At 47.8% G+C, this 23,328-nt stretch carries 15 protein-coding genes; 14 read left to right on the top strand and 1 reads right to left on the bottom strand.

The window, feature by feature from the left end; all coding sequences use genetic code 11:
• Positions 1–44 precede the first annotated feature (44 nt).
• From AC0YNT_RS14235 to rhaS, 7 genes are all read left to right on the top strand, one after another.
• Positions 45–1,103: an autoinducer 2 ABC transporter substrate-binding protein gene (locus AC0YNT_RS14235; protein ID WP_475805193.1), complete on the top strand. Its 1,059-nt coding sequence runs from the start codon at positions 45–47 to the stop codon at positions 1,101–1,103.
• Positions 1,093–2,925 (top strand): sensor histidine kinase, encoded by a 1,833-nt coding sequence (locus tag AC0YNT_RS14230; protein ID WP_475805192.1) that lies wholly within the window; start codon positions 1,093–1,095, stop codon positions 2,923–2,925. Before AC0YNT_RS14235 ends, AC0YNT_RS14230 begins: the two co-directional genes overlap by 11 nt.
• Positions 2,912–4,570, top strand: coding sequence for a response regulator transcription factor (locus AC0YNT_RS14225; RefSeq protein WP_475805191.1), 1,659 nt, complete (start codon positions 2,912–2,914; stop codon positions 4,568–4,570). Before AC0YNT_RS14230 ends, AC0YNT_RS14225 begins: the two co-directional genes overlap by 14 nt.
• 171 nt (positions 4,571–4,741) lie before the next feature.
• The gene (locus tag AC0YNT_RS14220; RefSeq protein WP_475805190.1) at positions 4,742–6,277 is read left to right on the top strand and encodes a sugar ABC transporter ATP-binding protein; all 1,536 of its coding nucleotides are present in this window, start codon (positions 4,742–4,744) and stop codon (positions 6,275–6,277) included.
• Positions 6,274–7,323: an ABC transporter permease gene (locus tag AC0YNT_RS14215; protein WP_475805189.1), complete on the top strand. Its 1,050-nt coding sequence runs from the start codon at positions 6,274–6,276 to the stop codon at positions 7,321–7,323. Before AC0YNT_RS14220 ends, AC0YNT_RS14215 begins: the two co-directional genes overlap by 4 nt.
• A gap of 3 nt (positions 7,324–7,326) precedes the next feature.
• Positions 7,327–8,313, top strand: a complete 987-nt coding sequence (locus AC0YNT_RS14210) for an ABC transporter permease (RefSeq protein ID WP_475805188.1) — start codon at positions 7,327–7,329, stop codon at positions 8,311–8,313.
• Positions 8,314–8,385: 72 nt separating this feature from the next.
• The gene (gene rhaS / locus AC0YNT_RS14205; protein WP_475805187.1) at positions 8,386–9,477 is read left to right on the top strand and encodes a rhamnose ABC transporter substrate-binding protein; all 1,092 of its coding nucleotides are present in this window, start codon (positions 8,386–8,388) and stop codon (positions 9,475–9,477) included.
• 93 nt (positions 9,478–9,570) lie between these two features.
• On the opposite strand, the gene katG is transcribed toward rhaS, so the two are convergent.
• Positions 9,571–11,754, bottom strand: a complete 2,184-nt coding sequence (katG, locus tag AC0YNT_RS14200; protein ID WP_475805186.1) for a catalase/peroxidase HPI — start codon at positions 11,752–11,754, stop codon at positions 9,571–9,573.
• Positions 11,755–12,137: 383 nt separating this feature from the next.
• Between katG and AC0YNT_RS14195 the strand changes: the two genes are divergently transcribed.
• The 7 genes from AC0YNT_RS14195 to AC0YNT_RS14165 all read left to right on the top strand — a co-directional run bounded on the left by AC0YNT_RS14195 (position 12,138) and on the right by AC0YNT_RS14165 (position 23,307).
• On the top strand, positions 12,138–14,405 hold the full coding sequence (locus AC0YNT_RS14195) for a helix-turn-helix domain-containing protein (protein ID WP_475805185.1): 2,268 nt from the start codon (positions 12,138–12,140) through the stop codon (positions 14,403–14,405).
• Positions 14,406–14,769: 364 nt separating this feature from the next.
• The gene (locus tag AC0YNT_RS14190) at positions 14,770–16,386 is read left to right on the top strand and encodes an extracellular solute-binding protein (RefSeq protein ID WP_475805184.1); all 1,617 of its coding nucleotides are present in this window, start codon (positions 14,770–14,772) and stop codon (positions 16,384–16,386) included.
• Between the two features lie 94 nt (positions 16,387–16,480).
• Positions 16,481–17,383: an ABC transporter permease gene (locus AC0YNT_RS14185; RefSeq protein ID WP_475805183.1), complete on the top strand. Its 903-nt coding sequence runs from the start codon at positions 16,481–16,483 to the stop codon at positions 17,381–17,383.
• Positions 17,384–17,421: 38 nt separating this feature from the next.
• Positions 17,422–18,297 (top strand): carbohydrate ABC transporter permease, encoded by an 876-nt coding sequence (locus AC0YNT_RS14180; protein WP_475805182.1) that lies wholly within the window; start codon positions 17,422–17,424, stop codon positions 18,295–18,297.
• A 45-nt stretch (positions 18,298–18,342) separates the two neighbouring features.
• A complete protein-coding gene (locus AC0YNT_RS14175) occupies positions 18,343–19,293 on the top strand; it encodes a sugar phosphate isomerase/epimerase family protein (protein ID WP_475805181.1) in 951 nt (316 codons plus the stop codon).
• Between the two features lie 25 nt (positions 19,294–19,318).
• Positions 19,319–21,073, top strand: coding sequence for a hypothetical protein (locus tag AC0YNT_RS14170; RefSeq protein ID WP_475805180.1), 1,755 nt, complete (start codon positions 19,319–19,321; stop codon positions 21,071–21,073).
• Positions 21,070–23,307: a glycoside hydrolase family 88/105 protein gene (locus tag AC0YNT_RS14165; RefSeq protein WP_475805179.1), complete on the top strand. Its 2,238-nt coding sequence runs from the start codon at positions 21,070–21,072 to the stop codon at positions 23,305–23,307. The genes AC0YNT_RS14170 and AC0YNT_RS14165 overlap by 4 nt, the downstream gene beginning before the upstream one ends.
• The last annotated feature ends 21 nt before the right edge of the window (positions 23,308–23,328 follow it).

Genomic DNA, 23,328 nt, shown 5'->3' with positions numbered 1-23,328 from the left:
AAGCGCATACATTCAGCTATAATTGGTTTAACTCAAGGAAGGCGGTGAGGCTTTTGGTTCGGACATTGGCAGCATTAATCATAATTATGTTGTGCCTCGTCTCATGCCAGTCGCGTTCTGCGGAACGGTATGAACTTGTGTATGAGATGAATAACGGACAAGCTACAGGCTCCGAATCGGTCTCACTGAAGGATGGAACCGCTGAATATACAATTGCTTTTGTACCAAAGGGGACGGATATTGATTATTTCAAATACGCGGCTGAAGGTGCGATGGAAGCCGGGGAAGATCTCGGCATTCATGTTCTTTTCCGCGGCTCAGCTGCGGCTGACGTCGATCGTCAGATCGAAGCTGTAAAGGAACTAATAGCTGAAAAAGTAGATTTGATCGCAATCTCGGCCAATGATCCAAGCAGACTGGTGCCGGTACTTCAAGAGGCGAGGGATCAAGGTATAAAGGTTATAACATGGGATTCTGACACGGAAGTTACCAGCCGTGATTTCTTCGTGAACATGGTTGATCCTGAGATGCTCGGGAGGCATTTGCTAGATTCGCTGGCGGCGACGATGGGTGAGAAGGGAACCTATGCGATTATGACCGGTTCTTTCGCAGCTGCGAATTTAAATGAGTGGTTAAAATGGATCAGCGAGCAGAACAGTCAATATTATCCTGACTTAAAGCTTGTGGCTACGGTCGCAACGGATGATGATATTAGCAAGGCTTATCGTGTAGCGAAGCAGCTGCTTGCAGACTATCCTGATCTCGACGGCATAATTGGCAATTCCTCGGTTGGTCCTCCAGCCGCAGCTAAGATCGTTAAGGAAGCGGGAAAGACCGGCGAGGTGAAGGTCGTTGGACTGGCGAATCCGAACCTGATGAGAGCTTATTTGCATGATGGATCCGCGCAAGTGGCAACGTTATGGAGCCCTAAGAAACTTGGTTTTTTGACCATTATGCTAGCGTATAACTATCTGAACGGGCAAATGCCGATCGACGGACAGGAAATCAGCGGCGTCGGCAACATTCGATTAAATGGGGATATGGTGATCATGGGAGAGCCGCTCGATTTCACCGCGGAGAATGTGGATCAATATGATTTTTAGAAGATTACGCGGGTTCAAATTTCGTGATTTTCCAATCGCGTATAAGCTGATCGTCACCTATACTCTGCTTACGGTTATTCCTCTGCTGCTGCTTGTCTATGTCTCTTCCACACAATATGAAAGATCGGTAGAAGAGCAAATTGGCGAATATATGCCGCGCTTTCTTTACCAAGCAAATGCGGATATCGACAAGCGCCTCGATGAGATGAAGACGATGCCGGAAATTCTGTTTAACTCGGACAGCGTGCTCGAGATTTTGAGACGGACAAGCTATAGCAAGCAATCCGAACTGAACAGAGATCAATACATGATGAACAGCTATTTGACGCGCACATTCACGAACGGCAGGAACAAGGACGTACTTGGCGTGTTTGTAGTATCAAATGATCGGATGTTCTATAGCTCCAAAGTTGGTTTTATCGACCAAAAATGGAGTCCAACGATCAAAGACTATGTGAATCGGATCAAGCTGGGATCCAAAGAACATATTATTCTTCCGGATGAAATCAATCTGAGGTTCAAGAGCGAAATTCCATATGTATTTATTCTCGAGCCGATTAATGATAACGATAACCGCAAAAATCTAGGCGCGATGCTCATCGCGGTAGACCTGACGTTCATCGACAACATCGTGCGCAATTTTGAAACAAATGCTAAAGCTGATCTTTGGGTGATGAACGATCTTGGGAAAATGATCTATCATACGAATCATAAAAAAATCGGCGGAGTAGACGCGAATGTTGTTCGATATCCAACGCTGAGCGGAAGCTTCCGCACGAATGTCTCCGGAATAAATAAGCTCGTGAGTGCCAACCAGTCGCCGGAGCGGGGCTGGGTGCTCGTACACAGCATCCCCTTAGTCGAATTGACAGAACGGACAAGTATGGTACGCGATTTGACTGTTGTCGTAGTACTGGGAATCATTTTGCTTACCCTCATAATCGGGGTCATCATCTCTTACAATATGACGAGGCCGCTTAAGAAGCTGACCAGACTGATGAAGACGGTCGAGAGAGGTGATTTGCAGGTTGATCTCAAGGTGCAAAGCGGTGATGAGGTAGGTATGCTCGCACGAAGCTTCAACTCAATGATTGCAACGATTAGGGATTTGATTCAGCAGAACTACCAGATCGAAATCCGGCAAAAGGAAGCAGAACTGTATGCGCTGCAATCGCAGATCAATCCTCACTTTATGTATAACACGCTAGAAACAATAGGAATGGCGGTCGAAGAAGGGGAAAGAGAGCAAGTGGTCGATATGGTTACCGTTCTCGGACGAATGCTGCGCTTCTCCGTGTCCAACCAGTCCAAATCGGTGTCGATCGCGGAAGAAGTGCAGCACGTGCGAGATTATTTGACCATACAGAAATTCCGGTTCGAAGAAAGGGTTCACTTCCATATTGCGCAAGGCTTGGACGAGCATGACTTCCGATCTCTGTATACACCAAAATTCATCTTACAGCCAATCGTAGAGAACGCTATTAAGTATGGTTTGGAAAGCCGAAAAGCACTCGAGCTGCACATCTCTGTCAGCGAGGAGTTTGGTGCGAGGTCAGGTAAACGGGATATTGTATTCCGCGTGCGTGACAACGGACCAGGAATTTTGGAAGTCAAATTGAATGAGCTTGATCAATCGTTGAAGAAAAGCAGCTTCGAAAGCCGGGGCTCGCACTTCGGCCTCGTTAATGTAAATTCCCGGATTATAATGATGCACGGGATGGATTATGGCCTTCAACTTGACAGTATCGCAGGCATGGGGACGGAAGTCATCATTCGAATTCCTATGAACTATGGGACAGGAGTATCTCATGATAAAGATTAAAGTGCTTATCGTAGACGACGAAGCACGCATCCGGCGCGGCATTGAGCGGCTGGTGCTCTCCTGCGGGGAGGCATGGGATGTTGTGGCTACCGCAAGTGACGGCAGGGAAGCTCTTGATTATTTAGAGCAAACCGGTGGAGACGTGGACTTGCTTATTACGGATGTGAAAATGCCAGAAATGGACGGACTTACCTTAATTAAGGAAGCGAAAAAACGCTTTTTCTTCTATCCACTGCTCATCAGCGGCTTCGATGATTTTGCTTATGTGCAGACCGCGCTTCGCGAAGGTGCGCTCGACTATATATTGAAGCCGGTTGACCGGGATCAATTCCGTCAGCGGATGTCGGAGATCCGCGAAATTGTGACTAACAGGCGCTTTCAGTCTCTCAAGCGAGGGGAGATGGAGCGAGAAGCCGTAAAGCTGAAGAATAGCAGACAAATTCAGACGTTAAGCTATATTGTTTCCTCGGAAATAGATGTTACTACTCTTGGATACTGGGTCGATGAATTTCCGAAGGGCAAGTATATTCTTACACTCATCAAGCTTGATACGCTGCCTGTGAAGACAAGAAGTTACACTTCGAAAGACTGGAAGGCGTATTACTATGCGCTGGAAAATATTTTGGCAGAAGTGGTTGGTACTCAGTTGTTACAAACGGAAAGGCAGGGGTGGAGCTTCCTTGGCGGAGAATCAGATTTTTGGGTACTGTTGCACGGACCAGATAATGATGCTGAATTCAACGAGGCGGTGTACGAGCTTGCCGGGAAAATTCGAACGGCTATTCAGACATACACACCTTTCTCTGTGACAGTCGCCTTTGGTGATGCAATCGAGGATTTATATTTGCTGCCGGAAGCGAAACGTCAAGCGATGTCGCTGATGAATTATCGTTTTCTAAGCGGCGGTAATCAGGTATTCCGTCCCTATGAGAAGGAAGAAGAACGCAGCTCGGTCTCAGGAGAGAAGGAGTTATCCGGCTTGTATCACAAGCTTAGGCGGGTGATCGAACAAGGGAGCGGTGAAGAGGCTGCCTTGATCTGCACGAAGCTGTTCACGAATCTTGAAAAGATGGAGTCACCTGGCTATTTACAAAGTGCAGTACAAAATGTCATTATTTTAATTCATTCAGCATGGGTGGAAAACGTCAGTGAGCTCGTACAAGCGACTTCCATTGAGCATGAGCTGCTGAAGGCTCGTAAAGCTTCGAGTATTCATGAACTTAAGAGCGTGGTTGATCAACTGATCATAAGGATTATTCATGACATTGGAAAAGTTCGGAAGAAGAGCAGCATGAAGCCGGTCGAACAGGCGAAGAAATGGATTGGGGAGCATTTGTCCAAAGATGTAACGATCAAGAAAATTGCGGACCATGTGTTTATGAACCCTACCTATTTCAGCGAATATTTCAAAATGCAAACCGGAGAAACCGTACTCGATTATATGACTCGGCAGCGCATGGAGAAGGCAAAGGAGCTGCTTGCAGATCCTTTAATAAAGCTCCAGGACATTAGCATCAAAATCGGTTATCAAGATATCAAATATTTCAGTCGTCTGTTTAAGCAATATATCGGTCAAAGCCCGTCCAAGTTCAGAGAGCAGGTGTTCTATTCAGGTCGGGAAAGCACAGACGAGTATGAACAATAGAAGGTTATTAAAGAGTCTCGACGGCAGTCGAGGCTCTTTTTATTTTAGGAAATCGCATACAATCCGAAGGTTCTCCCCCTAATCTGAGTATTGTCTCCTTATGGTGAGCATCGTTTGACGGTATCTTTGATCTATAAGGTTGAGATATAGAGACTAAGGAGGGTACCGGCGATGGCAAAAACGGAATTTGTGCTGGAGCTTAATGGCATAACCAAAATATTCCCGGGCAACAAAGCACTCGACAACGTGTATTTCAAGCTGAAGCCGGGCGAAATTCATGCCTTGATGGGCGAGAACGGCGCCGGCAAGTCGACTTTTATTAAGATCATTACAGGTGTTTATTCACCTGAAGAAGGTGAGATGTTTCTGGATGGCAGCAAAGTCAGCTTTAGCCACCCGACGGAGGCACAAGCTGCGGGAATCGCTGCCATCTATCAGCATGTGACTTGTTACCCGGATTTAAGTGTGACGGAAAATATCTTTATGGGCCATGAAAAAATTCAGAAAGCAACAGGGCGCCTGCTCTGGAAGCAGATGCATGAGGAAGCAGAAAGACTTCTCGAAGAGCTTGGAGCGAACTTCAGTCCGAAGACGCTCATGGGGGCATTAAGTGTCGCCCAGCAGCAAATTGTTGAGATTGCAAAGGCGCTGTCCGTAAATGCGAAAATCATTATTATGGACGAACCAACAGCGGCGCTTTCTAAAAATGAGAGCGAGGAGCTGTACCGAATTGCCGAGCGGCTGCGCGACAATGGTGCTTCGATTATTTTCATTTCTCATCGGTTCGAAGATATGTACCGCCTCGCCAGCAGAGTGACGGTGCTGCGGGACTCCAAATATATTGGCACTTGGAACGTAGACGAAATTTCGAATCCGGATTTGATTGTCGCAATGGTTGGTCGAGAGATATCCCAACTGTTCCCGAAGAAGGAAGCGGTAATTGGCGAGGAAATTCTTCGCGTGGAGGGACTCGGGAAAACAGGGTATTTCGCTGATGTCTCATTCTCACTGCGAAGGGGCGAGATTCTTGGACTGACTGGACTGGTTGGTGCGGGACGAACGGAAGTAAGCCAAACGTTGTTTGGCATCGAGAAGTACGATAAAGGCAGCGTGTTATATAAAGGAAAGCCGCTGAAAGTCCGGAATCCGCTCGATGCCATGCGCCAAGGAATTGGTTTGCTTTCGGAGGATCGGCAAAAGCAAGGGCTTGTGCTGCAATGGGACATCGGCCATAATATTACGCTTCCTGCGCTGGAAAACTTCACTAGCAAGGGCGCTATTAATCAGCGGAAGGAACGAGATATTGCAAAAACACTCGCAGAGAAAGTTAGTGTCAAAGCAAAGAGTGTTTTCGACCTCGTTAGCTCGCTGTCAGGCGGTAATCAGCAAAAAGTCGTATTCGCGAAGCTACTCATGTCGGATCTGGACGTGCTGATCCTAGATGAACCAACGAAAGGCGTCGATGTTGGGGCAAAATCGGCAATCTACGAAATGATCAGCGATTTGGCTTGCACGGGATACGGCATTATTCTCATCTCCTCTGAGATGCCGGAGATTATTGGAATGAGTGATAGAGTGGTCGTCATGCGGGAGGGTCGGGTGACAGCTACGCTAAGTCGGGAAGGGCTGACGCAAGAAGTGATTTTGCAAGCTTCTATGGACGATACACCATCCACAGCGGAAGGAAGAAGGTGGGCAGAAGCATGAAACAGATGTTAACGGAGTCTGCGGGACTGGGAGCAGCGCCAGTTAATGCGGAACCGAAGAAACAGTCGATCAGCGATCTCATCGCGAAGTTCAGAGAGCTAGGTCTGCTAGGTTTTATCCTCTTGCTGTCGATTGGTGTGCAGCTGCGTAATTCCAGTTTTCTGACTTGGGAAAATATTAGCGATATCGGTACAAACACGGCAATCTTAAGCATTCTGTCTGTAGGTATGATGCTTGTTATCGTCACGAGAGGCATTGATCTTTCTATCGGTGCGACCTTGGCTTTATCCGGTATGATCGCAGCGTTGACCGTCAGCCATTACCCGGGCACTCATCCGCTAATCGCAATCGCCATCGGAATTGCCATTGGTCTCGCATGTGGAATCATTATCGGCTTTCTTGTCTCATGGATCAATATTTTGCCAATCATTGCTACACTCGGCGTGATGAACGTATTTCGTGGTCTTACCTTCGAGACCAGTGGAGGCAAATGGGTCAGCGCACATCAAATGCCGGCTAGCTTTAAAAGTATTGCGACTGGTTCGTTTCTCGGCATCAATAACTTGATCCTTATTGCCATCGTCATTTTTATCGCCGCTTATTACTTTGTGGGTCACACCCGCACAGGACGCAGAATTTATGCAGTTGGGAGCAACCCGGATTCGGCTGCAATCAGCGGTATTCGCACAGGCAGAATATTGTGGCTCGTTTATGCCATTATGGGCGGTTTATCGGGCCTTGCCGGTGTGCTCTGGGTTTCCAAGTTTGCATCTGCTCAAGGTGATACGGCATCAGGCTATGAATTAGGCGTCATAGCAGCTTGTGTGCTTGGCGGCGTCAGTATCGCGGGCGGCGTGGGCAAAATATCCGGTATTCTTCTTGGTTCGCTTCTGCTTGGCATTCTAAACAACGCACTTCCAATGATCAATGTATCACCTTTCTGGCAAATGTTTATTCAAGGGATGATTATTCTTATTGCGGTACTGGTTAATGCGCTCGTCAAGCGGGGAATTGACCGCAATAACCTGATGAGGAGGAAGATTTAAGCGATGGAACCGAGACTGCTATCTAATAAGAAGGAAATGACGCTTAAAGGCTTTGTCCTCCAATGGGAATGGCTGCTTGTCTTATTGATCATTGGCATATTCATCATGAACTCGAATTTGTCCGAGTACTTCCTGAATTACGACAACTTGCGTGACGCAACAATGGGCTTTTTGGATAAAGCGTTTATTGTTCTCCCTATGGTATTCATCATTCTGATGGGTGATATTGATATCTCTGTCGCTTCCATCGTCACGTTGTCCTCCGTTGTGATGGCGGATTTGTATAATCATGGACTCCCAATGGTAGGGGCAATGGTCGTGGGTCTAATCGTCGGAACGGTTTGCGGCTGGATTAATGGGATGCTGATCGTCAAGTACAAGGAGCTGTCATCGGTAATCGTGACACTTTCGACGATGATTATTTACCGAGGAATTGCTTACATGCTGCTGAAGGATCAAGCCTCGGGCAAGTTCCCGGACTGGTTTAAGTTTCTCGGCTGGGATTATATCGGCAATATTCCGTTTATTCTAATCGCTTTCGTGATTTGTGCGCTCCTGTTCGGATTCCTGCTTCATAAGACAGTATTCGGCAGAAGAGTATATGCGATCGGCAATAATCCAACTGCCAGTCGATATTCCGGCGTACAGGTTGATCGAATCAAAATAATCGTATTTACTCTCGCAGGTCTAATGTCTGCTGTCACAGCGATGTTCCTTACTTCCCGTATGGGGAGCACGAGACCTAACATCGCATCGGGCTACGAGCTGGAAGTGATCGCGATGGTTGTGCTTGGCGGAATCAGCACAGCGGGAGGTAAGGGCCGGATGATTGGTGCGATTCTTGCGGTTTTCCTTGTTGGTTTTCTGCGTTACGGGCTTGGACTCGTCAACGTATCCGCACAAATGCTGCTCATTATTCTTGGTTTGCTGCTTATTATATCCGTCGCGATTCCTCAGTTGAAGCAGCGTTTTACAGCTATTCGCAAGTGATATTCCGATACATGACGGTCATTAGGCTGTTTTGTATATATAAGTAACGAAAACAAGGGAGGAAACAGAAAAATGAAAAAGATCTGGGTAACGTGTTTAACGGCCATCTTACTTATGGTGATGCTCTCGGCTTGCGGAAATAACAATAACGGAAATAACACTGGAACGGCAGCGACGGATAGTCCAAATGCAAGCTCCGAGCCAAGCGTGAAAGAAAGTGATGCTCCTGCAGCAGGCGGCAAAGCAGCTATCATCTTTAAAAATACAGGCAACCCTTACGGTGAAAAATTGATGGATGGATATAAGAATGCAGTGGAAGAGCTTGGTTATGAAGCGATTCTGAAGGCACCGGATCAGCCGACTGCAGAAGCTCAAATCGCAATGATTGAGGAGCTTATCTCTCAAAAGGTATCCGCAATCGCTATCACGGGCAATGATCCGGACGCGCTACAGCCAGCCTTGGAGAAAGCCATGAAAGCAGGTATTAAAGTGTTATCTCTTGATTCGGCGGTTAATGCGAAAAGTCGAATGGTTCATGTGAATCAGGCAGATCCTGAGTTAATCGGACGTACTCTCATACAAGGTGTAACAGAAATGATTGGTGGTTCTGGTGAAATTGCGATTCTTAGCGCGACTTCCCAAGCGACAAACCAAAACACTTGGATTGAGTGGATGAAAAAAGAGCTGGAAGATCCTAAATACAAAGATGTTAAACTGGTCAAAGTTGCATATGGCGACGACCTTCGCGACAAGAGTGTATCTGAGGCAGAAGCGCTGCTGAAATCTTATCCGAATCTGAAAGGCATCATCGCTCCTACAACGGTTGGAATTGCAGCTGCGGGCAAAGTACTGACGGACAAAGGCTTGAAGGGTAAAGTTCAGTTGACGGGCCTCGGTCTGCCAAGTGAGATGGCGGAATATATCGAAAGCGGTGTTTGCCAATGGATGTACCTGTGGAATCCGCTTGATGTTGGTTATCTGTCGGGCTATGTAGCTGACGCACTCATTAAAGGCACGATTACAGGCAAATTAGGCGACAAGGTGACGGCTGGCAAATTAGGGGAAAAAGAGGTAATAGAGGACGGCGAAGGTACACAAATTATGCTTGGCGCGCCGTTTAAATTTGATGCTTCAAACATTGCGGAGTGGAAAGCGGTCTATTAAATAGATTACAGCCTTTTACATGGAAACAGAGAGAAGAGTCCGCACTCGCGGACTCTTCTCTCTGTTTGACTATGAATAATAATAATGGCGAACTTACTTCAGATCATACCGATCGGCATTCATCACTTTCACCCATGCAGCGACAAAGTCGCGCACAAACTTCTCTTGGTTATCGTCTTGTGCATACAATTCGGCCACTGCACGAAGAACGGAGTTGGAGCCAAACACGAGGTCAACTCGAGTTGCTGTGCAGTCGACTTGGCCTGTTGTGCGGTTACGTCCGTAGTAAATGCCGCCGTCTCTTGGTTCCCATGCGATATTCATGTCGAGCAGGTTGACGAAGAAGTCGTTCGTCAGTGTACCAACACGATCCGTGAATACGCCATGTTTGGTGCCGCCGTGGTTAGTACCAAGAACACGCAAGCCGCCAACAAGGGCAGTCATTTCCGGAGCGGTAAGGCCTAGAAGCTGAGCTTTGTCTACCAGTAGCTCTTCAGCGCTTACACTATACTGCTTCTTCTGATAGTTGCGGAAGCCGTCAGCAGCCGGCTCGAGTACTGCAAAGCTTTCCAGATCGGTCTGCTCTTGCGAAGCATCGCCGCGACCAGCAGTGAAAGGTACCGTTACATTAAAGCCTGCTTCTTGTGCAGCTTTCTCAACAGCTGCGCTGCCGCCAAGTACAATCAGATCGGCAAGGCTTATTTTCTTATCCAGTTCCTCTTGAATGCCCTCAAGAATAGTGAGCACTTTGGTCAACTGCTGCGGCTGATTCACTTCCCAATCTCTCTGTGGAGCAAGAGCGATACGTGCACCATTGGCACCGCCGCGTTTATCCGAGTCACGGAAGGTGCTGGCCGAAGCCCAAGCTGTCGTAACCAACTCGCTGATTGTAAGTCCCGAATCAAGGATTTTCTCCTTTAATTCAGCGACTTCATCATCTGTTAATGTATAATCGACAGCTGGAATTACATCTTGCCAGATTAGCTCTTCAGACGGAACTTCAGGACCCAAATATCTTGCACGAGGACCCATGTCACGATGTGTCAGCTTGAACCATGCACGAGCGAACGCATCCGCGAACTCTTCCGGATTCTCATGATAACGGCGTGAGATCTTCTCATATGCTGGATCTACTCGCAAGGCCATATCGGCAGTAGTCATCATTGTTTTAACACGAATGGATGCATCTTCAGCATCTGGTGCAAGATGCTCTGGAGCTTGATCGATCGCAGCCCAGATATGTGCACCTGCCGGGCTCTTCGTCAGCTCCCATTCATAGCCGAACAGAAGATCGAAGAAGCCATTATCCCATTGTGTTGGATTAGCCGTCCAAGCACCTTCAACACCACTCGTGATGGCATCGCGTCCTTTGCCGGAGCCATGTGTGCTCAGCCAGCCAAGCCCTTGTGCTTCAATAGGAGCAGCTTCAGGATCTGGACCAACCAGAGCAGCATCACCTGCGCCATGCGCCTTGCCGAAAGTGTGGCCGCCGGCAACGAGTGCAACGGTTTCTTCATCGTTCATGCCCATACGGGCAAACGTTTCGCGAATGTCGCGGGCGCTTCCAGCCGGATCGGGATTACCGTTAGGGCCTTCCGGATTCACATAGATAAGACCCATTTGAACGGCAGCAAGCGGATTTTCCAAATCCCGATCGCCGGTGTAACGCGTATCTCCGAGCCATTCCTTCTCATTACCCCAATAGATGTCTTCTTCCGGATGCCAGACGTCAGCACGTCCACCACCGAAGCCAAATGTCTTACCGCCCATTGATTCAATAGCGACATTACCGGTTAGAATCATGAGGTCTGCCCAAGAGATTTTATTGCCATACTTTTGTTTAATCGGCCAAAGAAGCCTGCGTGCTTTATCTAGATTACCATTGTCTGGCCAGCTGTTAAGCGGGGCAAAACGCTGCGTGCCGCTTCCCGCGCCGCCACGGCCATCACCTGTGCGATATGTACCTGCAGAGTGCCAAGCCATGCGGATAAAGAAAGGACCATAATGACCAAAGTCAGCAGGCCACCATTCCTGGCTATCTGTCATTAAATGAGTGAGATCCTGTTTAAGAGCTTGGTAGTCCAGCTGTTGGAATTGTTCAGCATAATCAAAGTCTTCGCCCATAGGATTAGATTTTCTGTCATGCTGATGCAATATATTCAAGTTCAACTGGTTAGGCCACCAGTCTCTATTTGAAGTACCACTAGATTTGTGGCTAGTAGCGCTGCCATGCATAACTGGACATTTCCCTGCGTTAGTAGAAACTGTAGAATCCATTCAATCATCTCCTATTGGGTTTATTGAAGTAGCAAATAAATTTGCTCTTATCCTCTTTATAAATCTATATACAACTGAAAGCAATGCTAGAAATAACTTTTCATCTAATCTTCACGGAGGCTCTGACAATTTGAGAGAGTTAGAAGCTGATGACATGCCCATTTCCAAACAACACCTCTTATGGTGGCCTTTGTTTATTCTGGCGGATGCATAGGCTGACCTCGAAAAAATTCAACAATGATCTTATAACTTTTGCCGCTTAAAGTGTTTCGAATCATTAGGAGGCATGCTACAATGTAGGCACTAGTAAACCGCTTAACTCATTTATGCTAATTATTGTGATAACGCTTTCATCTAGAGTCAGGTTTGGCAGGAGGTTGAACATGCTAAAGCTTAACAATTGGTATTTAAGGCTGCTCGTGTCTTATTTTCCGATATTGGTGTTGACCGTATCGATGATCATATTCTTGTCGTTCATTGCGGTTAATGAAATATCTCGTTCAGAGACGGCTAAGGCAGATAAAATTACGACCGGGTATGTCGTAAACAGTGTGGAACGGTCTATACGTGAAGTAGAGTTTAATGTACTGAAGGAAGCCGAGGCGAACAAGAGCTATGCGGCATATTTGAATGGTACATCCGAGTCTACAACGATTAAATATAACGTCGTCCATAGTCTGCGGTCGATGATTGAAGATAATGACCTGGTCGAATCCATTTATTTGTACAAGCAGTCGGATAATTCCGTGCTCACTTCTAGTGGTCTGACCGATTTATCGGAGTTTGGTGACCGTGAATTTATTCAGAAGGCAAATAATAACCGGGATTTCCAAGGTTGGTCGGCAAGCCGCGAGTTCCGGGAATTTGACGGACTGAAGCCGGTACGGGTTATTTCCATGTACAAGCAGACGCCGCTTCCATTCGGAAAAGACGGCATACTGGTCGTCAACATCAATTTATATAATGTGGAGCAACTGATTGGAAGCATGACGAATCATCAGGTTTCGTTCATGCGGATCACCGATGCAGCAAGGCAGCCAATTTATCCGGGAGACAGCTCTGCTCCTAGTGGGAAAGTGCTGACAACGCTCACCTCCGGGTCGCTGGGCTGGACGTTTGAGAGTGGTCTTCAGGCTGGTCATTTGCGCAGCTGGGTATCGGTTGTTTCGTATGTATGGGTTATTATCGCGGTTCTGACCTTCGTTGTCGCCATTGTCTATATTATTTGGGTTACCCGGCGAAATTATAAGCCGATCAGGCTGATGATGAACCGAATTCAAGCGTTGCAACTCAGGGGGAGTGACGGCTCAGCGGTCAAGACGGACGATCTGACGATGATCGATCGAGCGCTCGAGAATTTAATTGTTCAATCTCTTGATCATGAGAAGGAGCAGCAAGAAAGTATTGTGCTTGGACGCAGGCAACTATTTAATGAACTCATTAGCGGACAACGCGGCGATAAAATGATGGAACGGCTGCGCAGGCTGAATCTTCTTCCGGATGCGGGGCAGTATGCCGTTATGGTCGTCAGGCTGAACAGGTACGATGATTTCCAAGCGGAAAATACGCTTCATGAGCAGAATGTATTAAAATTCGCGCTGGGTAATGTGATGCAGGAGCTTGCAAGTGTTGAAGGTTTGCAGGGATGGGGAGAATGGTCCGCATCGGATCGGATCACGTTTGTGTTCGCCACAGGCGACACCGGGTCGCAAGTTCAGGACCAGCTTCGTAAAACAGCAATGGTTGCACGGGAATGGGTAGGGGAGCATTTGCGCTTCAATATTTCCATTGGTATCGGCTCCATTGTGAATGACTGGGGCGGAATTGGACGTTCCTACCGTGATGCTCTAAACGGTATGGAATATCAATTCGCCATCGGGCGTAATGCGATTACCTTTAGTGGTGATATTCCACTGGATCAGTCGCGCGGAATGTTCAATTACATGCAGCAGTGTACGAATTGTGTGCAGGAGTTCCGCTTAACGAATGAAAGCTGGCGGGATACGTTTGAGCAGCTATTTAAGCATTTTGAAACAGATGTAATGAAGGATGAAGATATTTTATCGTTTATCCAGCTTTTCCTGCAGATGCTCAGCCGGGAGCTGAAGGAGCTGTCGGACTCTTTGAATGAATGTCTGGATGGTAACCGAATTTCTAAATTGCTTGTAAGCCTGAGAGGAGCATCAGCACTTCCAGAGATGAAAGAGCTGCTGTTGGATTACCTCGTCCAAGTCTACGATACGTATGTATCAATGAGCCAGGCCAAAGGCTATAAAACGATGATTACCGAGATAAGAGATTATATTCAAGAGAACTTCGCCGATCCGGATCTGTCTCTTAAGCATTTGAGCGATCGGTTCGAAATATCCGGCAAATATGCCAGTCATCTGTTCAAGCTGGAGTACGATATGAAGTTTGTTGATTTTCTTGTACAGCTTCGGATGCAGCAAGCTGAGCGTCTGCTCGCCGAGACAGAAGAGACGGTACAAAATATTGCCCTTCAAGTTGGTTATGCTAACTCCATAACATTCGGACGGGTATTCAAACGGTTGACTGGTGTAACACCAGGCGAATTCCGCAAGCTGAAGATGCGCCCTTCCACTTTGTCATTAGGCGTACAGGGCAATCGTGATGAAGCTACTATAGAATGATGACAATAATGATCTATGTATGATGACAGCGGTGGCCCGGATAATGTATTTCATTCGGACCACCGCTGTCGTTCTTTTTTATAGTCAATCGTATGGTTTATCGCAGGAAAAGGCTTTATTACGGGCTTTTTGCTATACGGTTTATATCGGGAAAATGATTTATTCTAAGCTTCAAAAGCCTTATGGGGCAACGGATTGGAGGAACGGTTTGCTCAGCCGAAACTGGTTTATTGTCACGATATTGGAGGGCGTGTCATACTGAGGCCACTTCCCAAACACGGACCAACAGTAAAGCTTGTAAGCGTGTTCAATTAATAACACCGGGTGCAGGAAGCAAACCTTAATAAAGAGGGGTTGGGTTCAAATGGTACAAACGAAAAGAGGAAGAAAAACTGCCAGCACTCTATTAACAGCTACACTCGTAGGCACGATGCTGATCAGCGCATGCAGCAGCAACAATGGCAACGAGAAAGCAAACGAATCAACTGGAGGCGACAAGGCTTCCGGCAAAGCTTCTTCACTTAAAGTTGAAGTATTCGACCGAGGCAATTCTCCTGCAGGTTCTACCATTACGAAGAACTACTTAACGACATTCGTACAGGACAAATTCGGTACGCCAAACAACATCAATGTACAATTTGTTCCGGTTCCTCGTTCGGAAGAGGTTCAGAAGCTGAACGTGCTGATGGCCAGCGGCAGTGACGTTCCGGACATTGTGTTTACGTATGATTCGGGAACCTTCTATCGTTACGCACAGCAGGGTGGTCTGACGGATCTTGGCGAGCTGCTTGATCAATACGGACCTAACCTGAAGAAGTTCCTTGGAGAAGACACACTTGCATACGGCAAATATGATGGCAAGCAGTTTGCCTTTCCGGCCAAACGCTCCCACTTAGGTAAATACTCCTCATTCATCCGCCAGGACTGGCTTGAAAAGCTGAGTTTGCCAGTGCCGACAACTACGGATGAATTATATACAACGCTGAAGGCGTTCAAGGAACAAGATCCGGGTCAAACCGGCGGTAAAGTGATTCCACTTGGGATGTCGCTTGCTCCTTCCAGCTATGATCCATTTATCTGGTCCTTCATTCAGCCTTTGACGGAAGAACAGAGTTACACACTGACGCAGCAGCTTGGTTCGGCGGACTATCCGACATTGCTGCCAGGCTTCAAGGATGCTCTTCAATTCATGAACAAGCTGTATAACGAAGGGCTGATGAGCGCTGATTTCAGCCTTGATGAAGACGAGAAGAAGTTGAATGAAGACGCTGCTAAAGGTCTGGTCGGATTCTTTAGTGAAGATGATATGAACCCGTTCTATGCGGACGGCACGTACTCTACGCTGATGACCAATATTTCAGATGCGAAGCTCTCGGCGGTTGATGTCTTCTCCAATTCGGAAGGCAAGCATGCGAAGCCGGAATACGCACCAGTCGGCATGTACCTTATGATTCCTAAGAGCAGCAAGAATGCTGTAGAAGCGGTTAAATACCTCGACTGGATGGCTTCGGATGGTAACCTGTTTGATATGCAAAATGGGGTAGAAGGCGAGAACTATACGCTGGAGAATGGTGTTCCGGTCATGAAGACAGATGCAACAGATGAAATTAAAAACCGCATCTATAACTTTGGCGATATGGCTATTATCTCGAACGGCAAGCAGCTTGGCGATGCAGACAAAAACGTAGAGGCATATGTCGTTGGCATGCCTGAGGCTAACCAAGAGGAAACACGTAAAGCATTGTCAATTTCCAGATCCGATACAATCAAGCCGGTCTTGTTCGATCGTCCGATTGAAGCACAAGCCAAATATGGTACAGCTCTTCAAGATAAGTACAAAGAAATCATCGTTAAAACAGCGATGGCTAAGCCAGACCAATTCGAAAGCACATATGAAGCAGCAATAAAAGATTATATGGCAAACGGCGGTCAAGCGATTTTGGATGAACGTACAAAAGCTTACGAGGCGATGAAGAAATAAAGGCAGTTTCGAAATTTAACAGCTTGGAGACGATGAACTTTCCTTTTGGTTCTCGTCTCTGGGCATCACCGTAAGCGGACAGGGGTGGATGGTATTGAAAGGAACCGCGTATTTACGCAGATATTGGCAGCTGTATGCACTACTTATTTTTCCGGTCAGTTACTTTATTATTTTCAAATACGGTCCGATGTACGGCATTCTAATTGCGTTTAAAGATTTCAACTTCTTTCAAGGGATTAACGGTAGTGAATGGATTGGGTTCGACGGATTTAAAGAAGTGTTCGCGATGCCGGACTTTTTCAAAGTATTACGTAATACTTTGATGCTTAACTTTTTGGATTTAATTGTATCGTTCCCGGCTCCACTGTTTCTGGCCATTATGCTCTATGAGCTGAAGATAGTATGGTTCAAAAAACTGTCGCAAACGATTTTGTACATTCCGCACTTTATTTCCTGGGTTATAATCGGCGGGATCGTTTATCAGGTCTTTGGCACACAGTCAGGCATGATTAATAATATCTTAACGTCCTTTGGCCTCGATGCGATTCCTTTTCTGACGGATAAGAAGGATTGGCTGATTACTTACCTGGTTGTTGGCGTATGGCAAAGTGCCGGATGGGGAACGATCATCTATTTAGCGGCCCTTACAGGCATTAATAGGGAACTGTTTGAAGCTGCAGATGTGGATGGTGCAGGCCGTCTCAGAAAAATTTTCAGTATTACACTTCCATCGCTGAAGCCAACAATCGTAACTCTCCTTATTATCAACCTGGGCCACATGATTGCGATCGGCTTTGAACGTCCTTATATCATCGGCAACACCGCCGTTCGGGATTATGCGGATGTGCTCAGCACCTTCGTATACCGTATTGGTATAGAATCCGGACAATATACGATTGCTACGGTAGTCGGCTTATTCCAGGCTATTGTCGGACTTGTCTTTGTGCTTGGCGCGAACTATACCTCCAAAAAATTGGCGGACCAAAGTATTATCTAGAATTATGCTACCCGAAAACGAGAAAGGAGCGGTAAGACATGAGAGATCAACAAGCCAGCCGGTCATTTGATGTCATCAATACGACCTTGATACTTCTATTCGTGCTGCTATGTCTGGCTCCGTTTATTCATATAATAGCGATTTCCTTAAGCTCGGCACGTGCCATTGTGTCCGGCGAGGTTAGTATTCTGCCGGTGGAAATCAATTGGGGTGCTTACAAGCAGGTATTCACTGACAGCTCGATGATTCGTTCGCTCGGCTTCACGGTTATGCTGACGGTTCTGTTCACTGTATTTTGTATGCTGATGACGATTGCAGCAGCTTATCCACTTTCAAAAACCAAGTTGAAAGGCCGTAAGGTCGTGATGTTTATTATCGTGATCACGATGTTTTTCAGCGGCGGTATTATTCCGGAATATATGTTGGTGCGTAATTTACATTTGTTGGATTCGATTTGGGCACTTGTGCTGCCTGGACTAATCAGTCCGTTCTATCTGATTATCTTAATTACGTTTTTTCAAGGTATTCCCGACTCGCTCGAGGAATCGGCTGAGATCGACGGAAGCTCTTATTTCCGTACTATGGTCAGCATTATCATACCGCTGTCGATGCCAGTTATCGCTACTCTAAGCCTGTTCTATGCGGTAGGCCGCTGGAATGGCTTTACCGATACGCTGATGTATATAACGAGTCCAGAGATGTATCCGCTTCAACTGAAGCTGTATCAGCTGGTTAACAATAACATGGTCAGTGAACTAATGCAGGCGGAAGGCGCAAGTGGGGGACAAATGCTGCAGCCGGAGGGCTTGAAAGCAGCGAGTGTTATCTTTGCAACAGTACCTATTCTAATCGTCTACCCATGGCTGCAGCGGTATTTCGTCAGCGGCGTTATGCTTGGAGCTGTTAAGGGGTAGCACGAATGCGGCCGCTTGCCGCAATTCATCAGGAGGGCTTAAAAGATGGGGAAGGACAAAGGACAATATTCGTTCTCAACATGCTGGAATATTAAGCGGCATCAAACAGGCAACACAATGATCAATGAAATTCGGGAGCTTGGCTTTCGCTTCGTAGAGCTGAACTATAATGTGACGAATGAGCTGCTGTCGACTATTGAACCGATGATCGAACGGGGAGAGATCGGGGTATCGAGCGTTCACAATACGTTCCCGCATGTTGCAGATCCTGATTACGGAACCGATTCTGTCTTGCTTGGCTTCGATGATGAGGAGAAGCGTCAGCGCTCTATTGAGCTGCTGATACGTTCTGCGGAGTATGCGAACCGGTACGGGGCAAAGGCCGTTGTTGTTCATCCAGGTGAGGTGCCATTTGACTATAACATCGATAATGAGCTCAAGAAGCTTTATAACGAGCAAGGTCTTGAGTCTCCTGCTTATACAAAGCTATGGAGTGAAATGATCGATCGCAGGGAAGCGGCTGCAGGCCATTATCTAAGCCGGATCGGTGACAGTCTCGAGGAAGTCTGTGATCGAATTGATGCAAAGGGCTGGGATGTATCGATTGGCATTGAAACCCGTTCGCGCTGCTACCAGATGCCGACGCTGCGCGAAGCGAAGTCGATATTCGACCGGCTGAAGGGCGCAAGGGTTGGGCTGTGGTACGATTTTGGCCATGGCATGATGATGGAACGAATGGGACTGTACGATAATGCGCGGGATATGGAAGCGATCAAGAATAATGTGGTTGGTATTCATATTCATGAGACAGTTGGCTTGTCGGATCACTGGTGCCCTTATGTGCATAGTGGCGATATGGAATACTTCGACCGTTTTCTCCCGATTATTGCAGCGGCTCCTGTGAAGGTATATGAACTCAAAGCAGTATGTACGCCGGAGGAAATTGAGCAGAGCCATGAGCTGCTGCTAGCTAAGCTCGCAGGCTTACCGGCTTAAAGGAACCTTTGGAAGGATGATTACAATGTACGAGAAGCTGGTAGCCGTCAATGATGGCTGGGTCAAACGTGGGACGGATAATCAGATTATGGACAGTCAAAGCCGCTTCTATGGAGGAGTGGCTGATCCGGACAGTGGTATTGCTTGGCCGACCCATACAGGAACATTAGCTGTGATGGCGATCTGGGGATGTGCTCTCGTAAACGCTGATTCCCGATATTATCATGACGAATCGCTGCTGTACCGTCTGGAGCTTTCGGCGGCGTTTATCGTACGCCATCAGCATGCTGACGGTACCATTTCGCCGGGCTGGACGAATATGCATTCGCCGCCGGATACAGCCTTCGCGGTTGTAGGACTTGCCCAGCTTTATGAGCTGCTTGAGAAGCATGAATGGACGGCTTTGGAGACGGCTCGAATGAATATCCGGCGGTTTCTGGAACAGTCGGTGCCGGCGCTGTTAACTGGCGGCTGCCATACACCTAATCACCGCTGGGTGCTGACCGCTGCGCTTGGCTTCCTGTATAGGCTGACAGGCAATATGGATCTTATTGCAAGGGCAGATGCCTGGTTGGCTGAAGGGATCGATTGTACAGAGGATGGGGAATGGACAGAACGCAGCAACGGCATTTATAACGGCGTAAGCGACGTGATGTTGTACCATACCGCTGAACTGCTTGGCCATCCGGAGCTGCTGGAGCCGGTTCGCCGCAATCTGCGAATGATGGCTTATCTGATCCATCCAGATGGGGAAGTTGTAACGGACTATTCCGGCCGGCAGGATTTCGGACATAAGTACGATATGTCAGGCTATTTGCTGGTATCCAGCCTAATGGCTGAACATGATAAGGATCATCTTTTTGCCGCTCTAGCTAGACTTGGTTCTGAGGTGCTTGATCATCCCGGAGCGATTCCGAACAATGCTCTATTAGGTTTTCTGCTTCATCCCAAGCTGCGTGATTCAAAGGTTGAGCCTTGCAGCCTGCCGGACTGTTACCGGATTGTCATCAACGGTCAATTCAATCGAAAAGGTTATCTAAGCCAGATGGAGTCAGCTGGACATGGCGGACGAATCTATCACAGCAGGCTTCATCCCGAGTTTGGCGCTCCGGTTGCAAGGCAGCGAGAAGGGAAAACAAGCGTGACAGTTATGACGGAGACCAATTCCTTCTTTGCGCTGCGCCATGGGGAGGCGAAGCTGCTTGGTGTACAGGTGAGCAGCACGTTTGAGCCAGGCTTTATCAAGATGAACGACATGGAGCAGCTGGGCCACGGATACCTGCTGTCGGGAACAGAAGCGAAGGGTTATTACGGTCCGATTGCAAGTGAACGGATGCCTGAATCCGCAGGAGCTCGGGTCAGTCCGTGGTATTTGCTTCCGCATCAGCTTCGTGAAGTGACTCATTTGCAGCAGCATCAATTGGAAGTCGAGTTGACTGAAACCAAAGAGGGCTGGAAGCTTCGCGTAAAATGCGATAAGCCGGATGTGCTGATGACTCAAATTTCCTTCATTTTCGGGAAGGATGGGCAGTTCAGCGGCGGCGAACGGGCGACAGCTGAGACAGGGACTGAATTCTGGCAGGATGGCACAGTAAGATTCTCAGCTGGTGACGACTGGATCGAGGTTGATGGGGGAGCACAGGAGCACGGAATGAAATCGATTCGTGGAGCCTCATACCCGTCTGATTGCCAGACACTAGTTGTTAACGTACTGACGCCTTATGAGCGGACATTCAACATTCGGCTGTCACCTGCAGGTACGGGGAGGAACGGACAATGAGCGTATATATAGAGTCCAGGGACAGCGCAAGGTATGCGTTTGGTGATGAGGATCGCCGTATTCTGGAGCTGCTGGCCAGCCGTTATATCGGTGCGAATCCACCAATCCCGTTTGCTTATCGCGCATTCTCGCATCAAGGTATTTTGCAAAATGAGGAAGGCTTGTACGATATGAATCTGTCTTCCAGATGGCCGCAAGCAGCAAACGGCGATTATGTTTATGTGTACGGGCTTGTATGGAGTGATAATGAGCGTTCGATAGATTGTAATTTAGAGCCTATTGGCCCTATTAAACTGTATATGAATGAAAAGGAATTATTCCGTACTTCCGCTGTGGAAGAAATGAAGCCGGATGCCCGTGTAGTTATTCCGATGCTTTTGGCAAAAGGTTGGAACCGGATTCTGATCGAAGCTAGGCGGACGCCTGCAGGCTTTGGCTGCCGATTCGGGGCAGATGAAGCTAAGGTTCGGATTCTGAATGTACTCGCTCCATTTACAGATCGGGCTGGCAGTGCCGGATGGGTATACTCGGAACCGGTGAAGAAGCCATATTATGGTGAAGAGGCTTTCCCAGAAGAGCTGCATTCGGAGGAGGAGACGGGCTTAAGCTGGCTTCCACGTACGAAATGGAAGACAGAGGAGGCAGCCTTGTCAAATCTGGAGCGGCAATACGGGAGACCGGAGGCAGTGGTTGCCGGCTATGGCTGGACAAGGCTGCCGATATGGGGGACAGAGTCCCTTGTACTGCAAGGGCGTGTGTGTGGACCAGCTTCGGTGTGGATCGATGGGAAGCTGGTGCTGAATCTTACGGAAGCGGGCTCTTTCCGGGAAAATGTGAAGGCAGATTATAGCAGCGGGAATCTATTAATCCGCACGCTAAGTGGACCGCAGGGCTGGGGCTTTGAACTGAATGCTTCAGCAGATGGCAAACCTCTTGCTTTGAAACAGCCTATGCACATCCATGGTTATAGCGGCGAATGGTTATACGCTGGACCAATTGCTGTAAATACAGCGCTTGACGCAGCGGCAGTCTGCCAGGTATCCACACTATTTCCTGCCATTGATCTCAGCGGGCAGCCTGCTGGCAGCACGTATTGGGAGCTGAATATGCCGCATACCCGCCTTCGTCCGTTCTATGAGAATGCGATGCTTAGTAATAAGTGGACGACAGGCACAGCAACTAACTTTGGACGCTGGGATTACCCGCTTGGCGTCACGATGTATGGATTGCTGCGCACAGCTCGGGTATTGAACCGCAAGGAGTGGTCAGACTATGCCATCTCCCATATCAGGAGTTGCACAGACATGTACGATTATGCACTTTGGGATCGCAAGGAGTACGGTTTTCCAAGCGTCAATCACCAGCTGGTGCTGACGCGGATGCTGGACAACTGCGGTTCGTTTGGTTCCGCGATGCTGGAGGCATATTTGCAGGAGGATGACGATATGTTCCTGCGTATTGCTGATCCTATTGCAGACTTTATGCTGAAGAGGCTGGAGCGGAGAGAAGACGGGGCTTTCTATCGTCTTAGCGAAGGCGAATATTTTGACAACACGCTTTGGGCGGATGATCTATACATGAGCGGGCCGTTCCTGACACGGTATGCGATCATTAGCGGAAACCAGGAAGCGATCGACGAGGCGACCAGACAGTTTCTGCTGTTCCAGCGTTATCTGTTTATTGAAGAAGAGCGGATTATGTCACATGTGTATGATTTCAAATACGGCCAGGCGACAAGAGTACCTTGGGGCCGAGGCAACGGATGGGTATTGTTCTCGCTCTCCGAGCTGCTTGAGCGCCTACCGGAGGATCATCCGAATCGCGAGGCGCTGATAGACTTCTTCCAATCCATGTGTTCTGGAGTTGCCGATCTGCAGAGCAGCTCGGGACTATGGAGACAGGTGCTGAACGAGCCTGAAGCTTATGAAGAAGCATCCTGTACGGCGATGTTCGCGTATGCTTTTGCCCGTGGTATTCGCTTCGGCTGGTTGTCTGGCAGCGATCATGATTACGCGGCTGCGGCAAGGAAAGCGTGGAAAGGTTTAACTGAAAATGCGATTGATCGGTCAGGCAATGTTCACGGCGTATGCAGCGGTTCTCGCTACTCCTTCTCACCAGATTACTATATGTACGACTTGCGCACCGTCGTCAATGACAATCATGGAATCGGCATTATGATGCTTGCTGGTGTTGAAGTCAGTTTGCTAAACAGTGCAGGAAAATTTCCCATATAAGGAGAATACATCTTTAGAGGG

It is taken from the genome of Paenibacillus sp. J22R56 (assembly GCF_056269375.1).
The sequence above is the reverse complement of the archived record's forward strand: the minus strand, read 5'-3'. Positions and strand labels throughout refer to the sequence as shown.

Excerpts from the sequence above, each read along its gene's own strand:
- AC0YNT_RS14230 (WP_475805192.1), top strand. The coding sequence starts at position 1,093 with ATGATTTTTAGAAGATTACGCGGGTTCAAATTTCGTGATTTTCCAATC.
- AC0YNT_RS14225 (WP_475805191.1), top strand. The coding sequence starts at position 2,912 with ATGATAAAGATTAAAGTGCTTATCGTAGACGACGAAGCACGCATCCGG.
- AC0YNT_RS14220 (WP_475805190.1), top strand. The coding sequence starts at position 4,742 with ATGGCAAAAACGGAATTTGTGCTGGAGCTTAATGGCATAACCAAAATA.
- AC0YNT_RS14215 (WP_475805189.1), top strand. The coding sequence starts at position 6,274 with ATGAAACAGATGTTAACGGAGTCTGCGGGACTGGGAGCAGCGCCAGTT.
- AC0YNT_RS14210 (WP_475805188.1), top strand. The coding sequence starts at position 7,327 with ATGGAACCGAGACTGCTATCTAATAAGAAGGAAATGACGCTTAAAGGC.
- rhaS (WP_475805187.1), top strand. The coding sequence starts at position 8,386 with ATGAAAAAGATCTGGGTAACGTGTTTAACGGCCATCTTACTTATGGTG.
- katG (WP_475805186.1), bottom strand. The coding sequence starts at position 11,754 with ATGGATTCTACAGTTTCTACTAACGCAGGGAAATGTCCAGTTATGCAT.
- AC0YNT_RS14195 (WP_475805185.1), top strand. The coding sequence starts at position 12,138 with ATGCTAAAGCTTAACAATTGGTATTTAAGGCTGCTCGTGTCTTATTTT.
- AC0YNT_RS14190 (WP_475805184.1), top strand. The coding sequence starts at position 14,770 with ATGGTACAAACGAAAAGAGGAAGAAAAACTGCCAGCACTCTATTAACA.
- AC0YNT_RS14180 (WP_475805182.1), top strand. The coding sequence starts at position 17,422 with ATGAGAGATCAACAAGCCAGCCGGTCATTTGATGTCATCAATACGACC.
- AC0YNT_RS14175 (WP_475805181.1), top strand. The coding sequence starts at position 18,343 with ATGGGGAAGGACAAAGGACAATATTCGTTCTCAACATGCTGGAATATT.
- AC0YNT_RS14170 (WP_475805180.1), top strand. The coding sequence starts at position 19,319 with ATGTACGAGAAGCTGGTAGCCGTCAATGATGGCTGGGTCAAACGTGGG.
- AC0YNT_RS14165 (WP_475805179.1), top strand. The coding sequence starts at position 21,070 with ATGAGCGTATATATAGAGTCCAGGGACAGCGCAAGGTATGCGTTTGGT.